This is a genomic window from Pseudomonas sp. D47 (assembly GCF_045447305.1).
In the GTDB taxonomy this organism is placed as follows: Bacteria; Pseudomonadota; Gammaproteobacteria; order Pseudomonadales; family Pseudomonadaceae; genus Aquipseudomonas.
Genome location: NZ_JBJGXU010000106.1, coordinates 1 through 10,070 on the forward strand (window position 1 = coordinate 1; position 10,070 = coordinate 10,070).

Below are 10,070 nucleotides of genomic sequence, written 5' to 3' on the forward strand. Positions count from 1 at the left end.
ATTATGCGAACCGTCCTATACAGGACTGGGGGGCTCTGGAGGCTGCTTTTCACCAGGTGATCAGGTGTTGCTAGTAGCAACACGGCTTCAGAACGATGGCTTCTGTCCTTCGTCATCTGCGTCGATACGAATTTTGGCGCGTGCAACAACGGCCATCGCTTCGGCAATGAAAGCCACGTCACCGGTTTCGTAAGCATCAGCCAAAAAGATAGCTATGGTCTCTGAATCAACCAGCGAGTCCGCAGGATCATAATCATGTGTGCAACTACCGACAGGGATTGGCTCTGAAGAGCCATCGGGATAGCGGAACACCCATTTACCGTTGATTTGTTCTGCATGGGGCAAGCCGAGCTGGTCAGCTTTATTCGCAGCTTTCGCAGTGGCAGCAGCCATTATCTCCGAAACTTTATCGAGACCAATTTCTTCAAATAGCGATTGAGCCATGGCAACTCCCATTTATCAGGTTGGAGCTATTGAGGTTACTTCAGCTCTGTCATTGGATGACCTCGGGAGAAATCCGTTCAAGTCGCCAAGCCTCCTGGAACATGGCTTTTAACGCAATCTGATGCTCTTTGGTGAAGCTGGAGGTTCCTTTGCGCAGGTAGGGATTTCGCCAATGCTCGTTGCGTAACAACTGATGATATGAGACTTCCTGAGCGGTAATCGTGGGCCGATCCGTGCCATAAATAAAGCCCGTTTTAAGTCCAAGGTTGAAGCGGTTGGAAATGATCCAGGATGAGTCTGTAATAGACTCGACCGCTTCCGACAAGGCAGCACACGCGCCACGGAAATGGGGAGCCGAAAGCCCCGCAGCCGCAATTGACTGAATAGCTTCAGCCTTAATCAAGGTGGCCAACGCTTTCTGCTTTTCAGTTCCCTGCATATTCATACTCTACATATTCCATTACATTATAACTAAACTAAATAATTCTTTAGTTTAGTTATAACGAGATACTCAGCTTTTCACGGTGAAAAGCCGGTTGAACGCCAGAAGGATCGTTCTGAAATTTAGCTGCTAAATCGACAAGGTGTCGAGCCAGAACTACGTCGAATCAAGCCCGTGCTAGCATCCAATGAAGCACAGCTAAAGGCAGCAATGATGAGCCAACAAAGCCAGCCGGAAAGTAGTTTCGCTGAAATCATGGACGGCAAGAAGAAACGCCGCGAGGCGTTAATGCTTGCTGTTAGCGTCGCGGCGCCGTCTGACATTGAAGGCCCGTCCCAACGCCTAAAAGAAGTGATGCGAAAACCAGACGACGAAAAGCGCCGTCAACGCCTCCCTCCTCCCCTATTTACCCTATGAATGTACCCGTAGGAGTGGTCAAGTCCTCGCGCTGACGCGCTGCGGGCATGCCCGCTCCTACGGGTTCTGACTGCGTGAAGCGCCCTGCCCTCACATCCTCATCATCTGGATAACCAATAAGATTTCCGACTTGCTCGACTCAGTAACCTTGGAACGGAAAATAGACGGCAGGAAAGATAGGCCAGTTTGCGTTTCTGAGGTTTTTTCCTCGGTCAATCCACCCAAAATGACCACCTCGGCGTTACGCATCTGCACGTTTGTCGTCAATTGCCGCTTGGTCAAAGTCGGGCTTCCATTCACACCGGTAGTGGTCTGAACGAAGTTGGAAAGCTGCTGATCAATAGTGAGATCGACAACAGCCTGGCGCACCTGGGGGGTGATGGTAAAAATCACCCCAGAGTTACGATATTCGACCGATTGGACAGCTTGGCCAGCACCTTGGGGATACGACAAGGCACCCAGCACCGGCACTTCTGCACCGACGTTTATCGTCGCTTCTTTACCTGATCGCACACGCAAACTCGGCTGACTTACCACCTTAAAACGCGAGTCGGACGACAGAGTCGACAGAACAGCATTGAAGTCGCCGGTACTAATGCTGACGGAGTTATCCAGAGGATTACCGGCCAAGTTGATCGATACTTTGCCCTTGAGCAACGAGGCCGCTAGGGAAAAAGCGGAACCGTCACGGTCGCCGGTTTGAACCTCATAAACTGCACTACGCAACATCACTTCACCCATCTCGATATCAATCTGGGGCAACAACGAACGCAGGTTGGCAATTTCGACCTTTGTGCCGACAAAAACCAGTTGATCAGCGTCACGATTTAACAGGCTAGCAGCCGACCCACGCGGAGCAGATCCGGTCATCGGTGTTTGACCTGGAACAGAAATACCGCGATCAACACCAAACTTACCCTGGAACAACGGCGCGAGCGTTTCGGACAAATAGGTCACGTCGCGGTAAAGCGGTCGGTACAGAAAATATTCACCTGGTGGAGGTGCCGGCTCTTTTTTCGGCATGACATGCTCGACGCCGTTGCGCTGAATCACCGAGTAGCCAAAAGCATCAAGAAGGCGGACGAAATCGGCACGTACCTGGACGGCGGAACCCTGAACACGCAACGAGACAGGCCGACCGTCCTCGAGCACTTCCGGCGACAGGATGTAGGGCTTACGAAAGGCATCGGCATAGAAAATTTGAGCCACTTGGCCAATCGGCAAGCCGGTCAGGTCGAACTGATACGGCGCCTGCTTATCGGCGGCAATCGCAGAAAATGACAACAGGCACAGCAACAAAAACCGGATCATGGATTTTTACCAGGGAGAGGAACGGAAGACGTGGCCGGAGGCTTACCACCGCTGAAGGTGCTGACGCGCTGGCCGTCCAGTTGACCAGTCATGACGCGGCCTGAATTCTGGAAATTGCTCGGATGCTCATAACGAATCACGCCGTCAGTGTTCACCAGGACAACTTGCCGCTGACCATCAACGACAATTTCCCCAGCAATACGCCATTCAGGGGAAAGCATCTGAGAAGGAGCAGGAGGCGCAATATTGGGCGCTGGCTGCGCAGCGCTTGCGGGTGGCTGAACGACCGTAGCGGGAGCAGCGCCGCGGTTGAAGAAGTGCAGGACACCCCAGACCGACCCGACACCGCCGAAAACAATCATGAACAGGAAAAACCAGACCTTCGGATTTTTCAAAATGTTCTGTCGGTCATCCACCTGGACTTCTTTGCCGTGACCGCCTGAGTACGACGAATAGAGCGGGAAAATCTCCGGGTCATACTTTTTATTCATCACGTCAACACGTGCTTTGGCCGTCTGTTTCCAGCCCTCCCACATCTCAACCCGGTAGATTTTATTCAAACCCAACGACTTAATTTTGGTGGTACGAAACGACAGCTCGACCACTGTTTTCAAGATGCGGTGAAGGTCGGAAATGTCCTGAACCATAAGCACCAGGTCACAGGTCACACCAGTTTCAGCGTGGGCATAGTGACGATGCTCGCGGAAGAAAATCCGATGTTCGGTGCCGATCTTCGAATCAGAACCCCAGAATCGCCAAGCCTCGTCAATGCAGATCAAATCACCAGGCTGGCAGAACGTGTCCACCGGCTGGCCGTGGGGCAAAAAATCAGCCTTGAAAACGTCTTCGTTTTGGCAGTGCACCACCTCGCCGAGTTTTTCCAGGGCAATGCCCTGCTTCTCATTGATGTATGCACGGATGGCATCAGAGTCGATGCCGTCGACGTTTGTCACAACACGGCGACCTTTCGCGACCGCTGGAACGATAACGGAGACGACACACTCGAAACTTTTGCCAGACCCCATCAGCCCGGTATAGGCGTTGATAGGCATTAGCCGATTACCGGGATTCGACGGATCAGAAAGCGCGTGACCAATGCAGCGATCAGCAAAGGCACGCCGTTAGAAAATGCAAACAGGTCGAGGAAATACCACGTTGCCGCACTGAAACCACCAAACGCCGAAGTCAGACCGGCTCCAGTCGGAAGCCATGAAGCCATGACCCCAACCAACTCAGCGACGATCCAGTACAGAGCGACCATCACCACGAACTTGACCAGAACGCCACGAACCAACCAACCCAGCAGCGCGTTACCCGCAGAAAGCAAAATGCCGAACATAAATCACCTCACGCCGAAAGAACGATAAACAGAGCCGCGATGATCCAAGCGACCAAACTGCCGTTATAGAGCTGGCCGCGCACACCTTCAAAAAGGGTGCACTGGGCATCCATACGAACGTGGGTATGCAGCACGGCGATATCGAATTCAGGCTTCGGGCATTCGCCCTGGTGCGATGGAACCTGAAAGTTTTTGAGGTCAGGCATCAGGCCAGTGATGGGTGCAAGGATCTGCGCACCGGTCGGTGTCGGTTCAAGCGTCGGAGAACCAATACCAGGATCAGAACCCAAGTTGACTTGCGAACCGGTACCAGGATTAACCGGGTTCACAGCTTCACCCGGCTTAGGCAGCGTAAACGGCGGATTCGATGGGCTCGTGCCGGTCGATCCGTTCGGAAACGGCGTCACGAAATCACCAACCGAAGGCCACGAACCAGGATTGGAACTCTGCCAAGCGGCAGCATCCGCAGCAGTGATCGGGTCGTTGTAGGAGTAAGGCAACCCCTGATAGCCGGGAGCTTGAGCCGCTTTTTCCCACGCCTGATTGGCGATACCAGCAACCAAAGCCGGATTGAGCGCTTTGGCCTTTTCTCCATCGCTCAACTGATCGATAGCGGACTGCATGCTCATAGCGCCAGTTTTGCCACCGGTTCCATTGCCAGTATCGGGAGCAGGAAAAATACCAACACCATTTTTGTAAGAGCCGGTAGATGAAGCGTAAGGGCTGCCGGAATTATGCCAAGCCGGATTGGTATCAACAGTGAAGTTAGGGGGCAACCAACTAGCAGTACCCACGGAGGTGCATTGCACTTGAGTGTAATCAAGCGTCGAAGTGGGCTTGGAACATTGAATTTTAGAAACGGTTACACCATCGGCCCAACTGGAGTTAACCGCGCCTTCTGGAGTCGAGGCGTAGGAATAGTTTGTAGACCAGTAAGGTCCACCAAGAACGAGCGGACCAGGTGCAGAAGTAGAACCTTCCGCTACCACCACATTGACTTGCGAAGAATCAGAACCGAACAGCCATTGCGTTATTCCGTCATAGGCCAAAGTCACGGCATAACCTACGGCAGCAGCAACACCGGCAGCGACCATTGCAGTTACCCAAGCCGGAGCCGTAATAGTGCCAACAACAATTGCGGCAGCACCCGCACCGGCAGCAACTGAAATAATATTGCCGGAAGTTTGAATGGTTGCAGCAAATCGAGGGTCGTTAGCCGCAAAACCACGATTAACTAACTTCTGCTCGATGACACCACTAACCGCATTACTTACTTTTACAGGCGCGTAAGCAGCAGCCGAAGCGAAGAAAGGGAGAAACATGAGCGCGAAAAAAATAACCTTCTTCGCAACAAACAACAGAAAGAACCTTTTCATACTTCATTATCCGCAAAACCAGTGATTACCGCCCAGGCACACATAAGGCCGAAGACGAACATGAGTAAATACCAAGCATCATTGGTGGTCATGCACATTAACTCCGACGATAAAAGGCGTTTTTTGACTGGGCGTTTTCACTTATTCAACTTCCTGAAGGCGAAAAAAAGGGGCACGCCGAAGCAATGCCCCTACAGAGTTGCGATCAGCGACCGCGGATCATACCCAGAACCATCGAAGCGGCTTTAGAAGTTGCATAGATGGTCGCCAGAACAGCACCAATAGCCAGAATGCCTGCGACAACATCAGCGGCAGTAAAAGCACCGGTAATGGTGGTCAAATCAATAGCAGCGGAGGCAGCTTGCGAAGCAGTAGCCGCAACGACACCGGCAGTTACAACGGAAGCGGACAGCAGTTGTTTCAGTTTCATAGTTGTTACCCTTTCTTAATAACCGGCATCCGGCCGGTACGGCTTTCCTCACCGATGACGTATGAGGTTCAAGACGGTGCCCACACCGCGAGATATCAGCCAAAAAAGCAGCGTTGTACCGAACGCAAACGACCAAAAGGCAAATGCCTGGGTGTAATCGAACGGCGCAGCAGCGGCTTGAACGGAAGCAAACTCAGACGGTGTTAGCAAGACAAATGCAGAACATATGGTTTCTTTGGTGGACATCACAAAGCCGTTTGCATCTAAAAGCGTACAAACTGCCATGCTTATTTATACCGCTTTAGATACAGGCGCATGTGTTGAAGCAGAGTTGACTCGGCGTGCTTGACGCGGATCAACATCAAAAGTCAAACGGCCATCGCGAACATCTGCAATAACGTCGCACTCATAAGTACCAGGCTGCGGGACTTGGCTTGGCAGCTCGGCATAAAAGGAAGCTTTCTGAGGGTACGGAACATTTGGAAGATGAACATATGCTTCATACATGCAGTAAGGCTTCCCAGACTTCGAAGCCGTGCCAGTACGATTAATACCGGTAACCTCAACAAGAATTACATTCGACATAGTATTGCCCTCATTACAGTGTTGGAAGTCGGGAGCTTATGCCCGGCTTGCGATAGGCCCAACTGGGCGCTGTGGTTTCAGGATTGCGCCTGAAAGTTAAAAACTGTCGGTGATTGCGTTGACGGGTCACGGCTTGAGCCGCGAAGTCAGACAGAATAGTTCGCATAACGTCGTTAGCGATGCTTTTAATGAGTGCTTCATCAGTAATGTGATTACGAATATCAGATTCGACATTCCAGCGCAGAACTTGAAACTGCTTCTTGTCCATTAGAAACCCATCCATTCGGCAACACAGATTGTTCCTGTTTCTTGACGCTCTACGAACCAAATACGCTCTGGTTTAACGCCCTGCTCTTTTCGGGCCTCGACGGCCTTGAGCGTTTGTTCGACCTGCTGAGCAAGAACAGGATTGATGAAAGAAGTACGGACTTGCTGCTGTTCAGCCAAACGGCGCCGTTGCCCGCTTGTAAGTTGGACACCTTGAAAGCTGACCGTTCTCATGCTGCAACTCGTTGCAGGTGATTAGGCCGCTTGTACCAAGTTGGGGGTGCAATTCCTTTGACGGGATTAATTTCCCGCATTTCGCGAATAAACACGGTGCTGAAGGTTTTAAGGTCGCATGCGTTACGAATATTGATGCCAATACGATTGAGACGTGCCGCATGAACCCTAACCTGATTTTTCGTGAAATCTAGTTCTTGCCCGGTCATCCAAAGATGGGCATACCACGCTGTCGTATTAGCTGCTTTTGTGGAATCCACAATATTCTCTAGTACAAGCTGTTGCGAAATGCTGGCAATGTCCATCTTTGTCACCTTCAGGCGTTGGTCTACGCTCAAAAACTCATTGTGTAGAGTTTGATATTTGCCTTCATCAAAGAGGCCCCAGAAACATAGCTTTTCACGGCTTAGATATTCATTCTTAAGCTCTTGCTCTAAGCGGACAATGCCTGTTTCTGCGGCATAGTTATAAATGTCCTGAGCATACTTAAACTCTGGGGATGCTTCCCCGAACGCTTTTTTAACTTTCGGAAGATGCTTATCCAGTATTTCAAACGACTTGTCGTAAGCCTTTCTGTACTGGAGGCGTGCGCCCTTCCCGCTTCCTGATGTTGTCCAATCAACAGACCGGCCATTTGGAAACAGTCGGCCTATTGAGTGGCCAATTCGTTGACTCGCGAGGCCACGCAGATAAGCGGTCTCATTGCCCTTCCCTACCGATATGTTGGTGGTCAGGTCAATTCGGTGAATCGAACAACCATCGGCCCACAAGTGAGAGCTTTTTGCTCCTGACTCACCCTGGCGAATCTCAAAACGCGTGCATTTCGTAAACGGAGGCAACCCGTACTCAGCAAGAAGCTCGTTGTAAACGGTGATGCATTGCTCAACCGTCTCAAAGCCCCAAAGGTTGTCATGCCGATTCATCCTCGACGGGTTCCCGTCCACCGTCACCTTGCGGCCCTGAATCTGAATCTGAACCCGGGAACTGTGACTACCCTCATGCTTGAAGCTGGGTTGCCGACTGCTCAAAACCTCACCTGTAATGGTGTCGATTGTCTTGGTCACGATGTCGCTCACAACCGGAAGGTCGTGGTCGAATTCCTGTGAAACCTTGAGCCAGTCGATGAACATGCCATTACCTGTCAATATCTGTATTCCAATACAGAACTGGCAGGATTATGAGACCTTGTAATTGTGAAATGCAAGCATAAATGTACCGATATATCGGTACTGTACGAGTATCCAGCGAATAGGATAGGTCACATGAACAACCACTCAGGTGACAGAGCCGTGACCATTGGTGCAAATCTTAAGCGCTACCGAGAGGCGAAGGGCTTAACGCAACAAGCGGTTTGGGAGGCTGCAGGCGTTAGTAAATCGAGTTACACGTCCTACGAGGCAGGTCGTGGAATGCCATCTGCGGACAAGGTTGTAAGCCTTGCACATGTGCTTGGAACCACGACGGACGAACTACTGCTCGACCCGTCTGAAATGTTGGTTTCCCAAGACATGGTTCCTATCCTGAAGCGATTTGAGGCACTGCCGCCAGAGATTCGGCATCAGGCAAAAATTGCCCTAAAAGGTGTGCTTTTCGGATACGAACAGGAAGCCTTAAGGTAGAAAAAGCCAGTCATTCAGGGATGCTGGAAATACGGGATTCCGTACTAAAGTGGGGGTGTAACAGCACCCCCACCCGCTGCAACCAAAACCAATTCAAAAAAAGTGCCGACACCAGGTCAAAGGAGTGAAACGTGAGTTCGGATAGAAATCTGTCATGTCCGCATTGCATGAACAATGTCCCATGGGGAGCGCGCGTATGCCGAGGCTGCCACGCAGAGATTAGCTACGGCACGCCTCCTTTTATCGCTATAACGCTGACAGTGCTTTCAGTCGTAGCGGGCTTCGTAGTAGGAAAGCTGTTTCATGACCTGCTCTCCATCACAAACAGCACAGTCTTATGGATCGTCTGCGGAGCTACCACGCTTCTAGGCTGGTGGTTTTCCTTCAAAAATTGCAGACGTTTTTTTCGTGAGCGCACATGGTTCAAGCGTATCTATAAGACTTAATGACATGGTCAATACCACGACTATTTGACGACAATCGCGGCACCTTCCAGGTAAGAAAACCCATGGCATCGTCACAGAAGCAAGCGAAACGGGCTCAAAGAGCCAAGGAAAAAGCCAAAAAAGCGCGTGTGGTCAGAAACAATATTTCCCGCTACGAGGACTCGCAGATGGTGGAATCAATAGAGACGACAGAAGCAAGCGTGGCCTTGTTCAAGAAGATGAAAGCGGCCCAAGAAAAAAGCCGGGTAGACATGCTTGTGTCCCTGATGCAGGACGAATTTGTAAGCTCCGCAGAAACCGCCCTGGACGCGACTGACATCCAGAGAATCCTTCTCGCGATGTACCACAGATGGAACAACAGCGCTGATCAAATGGTACCTGGGTGGCTGGACGATCCGAAGTTCAAGGAAGACTACGCACAAGCAGCGAAAATCGCTGACAAAGAAGAATATGTAACGGCTTGGGATGAAGAATTAGCGGAGTCATGAAGCCCGTGTTGCGTCACGCAACAGAGCAAAAGCAGTAATTAGGGCGCGAAGTACCAGGTGCGTGATTCTTGGAACGCGACCCGCGAAAGGAACCCCAGTGGTCTAGCGATCGCTGGGGTTTTTCTTTGTCTGAAGATCGGCCGGCGTTGCCGGGTATCGGCGCGGAAAGATCTAGTTTTCACCGTGAAAAATCTTGGCGCCTAATGCCCTTCGGGCAGTCGAGGTTTGCCGACAATGATCTGATTATTTTCGGGTCCGCGAAAATGAAAAACCAGCCCAGCCGGCCCTTACTTACGTACTCAATTACTTACTTCAACCCTTACGTAAGTAAGTAATGAGCCTCGCATAATGGACGTTATGGATAAATTCAGCGCCGGGGCTTCGCTATTATCCCGACGCTAAATTCGTCGATCACGACGGCATAGCTACCATAACGTCACAGAAATTATGCGAACCGTCCTATACAGGACTGGGGGACTCTGGTGGTCAGATTTGAAGCCAGTGCCCCACAAAATAGCTGCTATGAAAATGCCGATACATTCTCTGAACCAAAATCCCCGTCCCTGAGAATTGGCTCAAGAAATTTCTGATACTCCTGCCATGTACCGAAAATCTTAACGTCAGCTGACGGAGCGTCTTGCTCTCCTATCAGCTTGAGCAGGAAAACGCCGC

Annotated in this window: 14 protein-coding genes; 3 read left to right on the top strand and 11 right to left on the bottom strand. The window is 51.0% G+C overall.

Annotated features, from left to right (window positions below):
• Positions 1 to 87 precede the first annotated feature (87 nt).
• Both ACI77I_RS30905 and ACI77I_RS30910 read right to left on the bottom strand, forming a co-directional pair.
• Positions 88 to 444 carry a DNA-binding protein gene (locus tag ACI77I_RS30905; RefSeq protein WP_406999952.1) on the bottom strand — a complete coding sequence of 119 codons (357 nt, stop codon included), beginning with the start codon at positions 442 to 444 and terminating at the stop codon, positions 88 to 90.
• A gap of 49 nt (positions 445 to 493) precedes the next feature.
• Positions 494 to 889 (bottom strand): hypothetical protein, encoded by a 396-nt coding sequence (locus tag ACI77I_RS30910; RefSeq protein ID WP_406999954.1) that lies wholly within the window; start codon positions 887 to 889, stop codon positions 494 to 496.
• 210 nt (positions 890 to 1,099) lie between these two features.
• Between ACI77I_RS30910 and ACI77I_RS30915 the strand changes: the two genes are divergently transcribed.
• Entirely contained in the window at positions 1,100 to 1,303 is a 204-nt protein-coding gene (locus tag ACI77I_RS30915) for a hypothetical protein (RefSeq protein WP_406999956.1), read from the top strand.
• A 90-nt stretch (positions 1,304 to 1,393) separates the two neighbouring features.
• Here ACI77I_RS30915 and ACI77I_RS30920 read toward each other — a convergent pair whose 3' ends face one another.
• The 9 genes from ACI77I_RS30920 to ACI77I_RS30960 all read right to left on the bottom strand — a co-directional run bounded on the left by ACI77I_RS30920 (position 1,394) and on the right by ACI77I_RS30960 (position 7,975).
• Entirely contained in the window at positions 1,394 to 2,614 is a 1,221-nt protein-coding gene (locus ACI77I_RS30920) for a type II secretion system protein GspD (RefSeq protein ID WP_406999958.1), read from the bottom strand.
• The gene (locus tag ACI77I_RS30925; protein ID WP_406999960.1) at positions 2,611 to 3,666 is read right to left on the bottom strand and encodes a zonular occludens toxin family protein; all 1,056 of its coding nucleotides are present in this window, start codon (positions 3,664 to 3,666) and stop codon (positions 2,611 to 2,613) included. Before ACI77I_RS30925 ends, ACI77I_RS30920 begins: the two co-directional genes overlap by 4 nt.
• Entirely contained in the window at positions 3,666 to 3,953 is a 288-nt protein-coding gene (locus ACI77I_RS30930) for a DUF2523 domain-containing protein (protein WP_065869871.1), read from the bottom strand. Before ACI77I_RS30930 ends, ACI77I_RS30925 begins: the two co-directional genes overlap by 1 nt.
• Before the next feature lie 8 nt (positions 3,954 to 3,961).
• On the bottom strand, positions 3,962 to 5,329 hold the full coding sequence (locus ACI77I_RS30935; RefSeq protein WP_406999962.1) for a hypothetical protein: 1,368 nt from the start codon (positions 5,327 to 5,329) through the stop codon (positions 3,962 to 3,964).
• A gap of 205 nt (positions 5,330 to 5,534) precedes the next feature.
• Positions 5,535 to 5,759, bottom strand: a complete 225-nt coding sequence (locus ACI77I_RS30940; RefSeq protein ID WP_071555645.1) for a hypothetical protein — start codon at positions 5,757 to 5,759, stop codon at positions 5,535 to 5,537.
• 291 nt (positions 5,760 to 6,050) lie between these two features.
• Entirely contained in the window at positions 6,051 to 6,344 is a 294-nt protein-coding gene (locus ACI77I_RS30945; RefSeq protein WP_406999964.1) for a propanediol utilization protein, read from the bottom strand.
• Between the two features lie 13 nt (positions 6,345 to 6,357).
• Entirely contained in the window at positions 6,358 to 6,612 is a 255-nt protein-coding gene (locus ACI77I_RS30950; protein WP_406999966.1) for a hypothetical protein, read from the bottom strand.
• Positions 6,612 to 6,845: a hypothetical protein gene (locus ACI77I_RS30955; protein WP_406999968.1), complete on the bottom strand. Its 234-nt coding sequence runs from the start codon at positions 6,843 to 6,845 to the stop codon at positions 6,612 to 6,614. Before ACI77I_RS30955 ends, ACI77I_RS30950 begins: the two co-directional genes overlap by 1 nt.
• Positions 6,842 to 7,975: a phage/plasmid replication protein gene (locus ACI77I_RS30960; RefSeq protein WP_406999970.1), complete on the bottom strand. Its 1,134-nt coding sequence runs from the start codon at positions 7,973 to 7,975 to the stop codon at positions 6,842 to 6,844. The genes ACI77I_RS30955 and ACI77I_RS30960 overlap by 4 nt, the downstream gene beginning before the upstream one ends.
• 132 nt (positions 7,976 to 8,107) lie before the next feature.
• Here ACI77I_RS30960 and ACI77I_RS30965 point away from each other — a divergent pair, with 132 nt between their 5' ends.
• Both ACI77I_RS30965 and ACI77I_RS30970 read left to right on the top strand, forming a co-directional pair.
• Positions 8,108 to 8,464: a helix-turn-helix domain-containing protein gene (locus tag ACI77I_RS30965; protein WP_071555641.1), complete on the top strand. Its 357-nt coding sequence runs from the start codon at positions 8,108 to 8,110 to the stop codon at positions 8,462 to 8,464.
• Between the two features lie 508 nt (positions 8,465 to 8,972).
• Positions 8,973 to 9,398, top strand: coding sequence for a hypothetical protein (locus ACI77I_RS30970; RefSeq protein WP_406999972.1), 426 nt, complete (start codon positions 8,973 to 8,975; stop codon positions 9,396 to 9,398).
• The last annotated feature ends 672 nt before the right edge of the window (positions 9,399 to 10,070 follow it).

What these genes read in the sequence shown, in the direction of transcription:
- ACI77I_RS30930 (WP_065869871.1), bottom strand. Translation starts at nt 3,953, where the DNA reads ATGTTCGGCATTTTGCTTTCTGCGGGTAACGCGCTGCTGGGTTGGTTG.
- ACI77I_RS30955 (WP_406999968.1), bottom strand. Translation starts at nt 6,845, where the DNA reads ATGAGAACGGTCAGCTTTCAAGGTGTCCAACTTACAAGCGGGCAACGG.
- ACI77I_RS30920 (WP_406999958.1), bottom strand. Translation starts at nt 2,614, where the DNA reads ATGATCCGGTTTTTGTTGCTGTGCCTGTTGTCATTTTCTGCGATTGCC.
- ACI77I_RS30950 (WP_406999966.1), bottom strand. Translation starts at nt 6,612, where the DNA reads ATGGACAAGAAGCAGTTTCAAGTTCTGCGCTGGAATGTCGAATCTGAT.
- ACI77I_RS30965 (WP_071555641.1), top strand. Translation starts at nt 8,108, where the DNA reads ATGAACAACCACTCAGGTGACAGAGCCGTGACCATTGGTGCAAATCTT.
- ACI77I_RS30940 (WP_071555645.1), bottom strand. Translation starts at nt 5,759, where the DNA reads ATGAAACTGAAACAACTGCTGTCCGCTTCCGTTGTAACTGCCGGTGTC.
- ACI77I_RS30935 (WP_406999962.1), bottom strand. Translation starts at nt 5,329, where the DNA reads ATGAAAAGGTTCTTTCTGTTGTTTGTTGCGAAGAAGGTTATTTTTTTC.
- ACI77I_RS30970 (WP_406999972.1), top strand. Translation starts at nt 8,973, where the DNA reads ATGGCATCGTCACAGAAGCAAGCGAAACGGGCTCAAAGAGCCAAGGAA.
- ACI77I_RS30905 (WP_406999952.1), bottom strand. Translation starts at nt 444, where the DNA reads ATGGCTCAATCGCTATTTGAAGAAATTGGTCTCGATAAAGTTTCGGAG.
- ACI77I_RS30915 (WP_406999956.1), top strand. Translation starts at nt 1,100, where the DNA reads ATGAGCCAACAAAGCCAGCCGGAAAGTAGTTTCGCTGAAATCATGGAC.
- ACI77I_RS30945 (WP_406999964.1), bottom strand. Translation starts at nt 6,344, where the DNA reads ATGTCGAATGTAATTCTTGTTGAGGTTACCGGTATTAATCGTACTGGC.
- ACI77I_RS30960 (WP_406999970.1), bottom strand. Translation starts at nt 7,975, where the DNA reads ATGTTCATCGACTGGCTCAAGGTTTCACAGGAATTCGACCACGACCTT.
- ACI77I_RS30910 (WP_406999954.1), bottom strand. Translation starts at nt 889, where the DNA reads ATGAATATGCAGGGAACTGAAAAGCAGAAAGCGTTGGCCACCTTGATT.
- ACI77I_RS30925 (WP_406999960.1), bottom strand. Translation starts at nt 3,666, where the DNA reads ATGCCTATCAACGCCTATACCGGGCTGATGGGGTCTGGCAAAAGTTTC.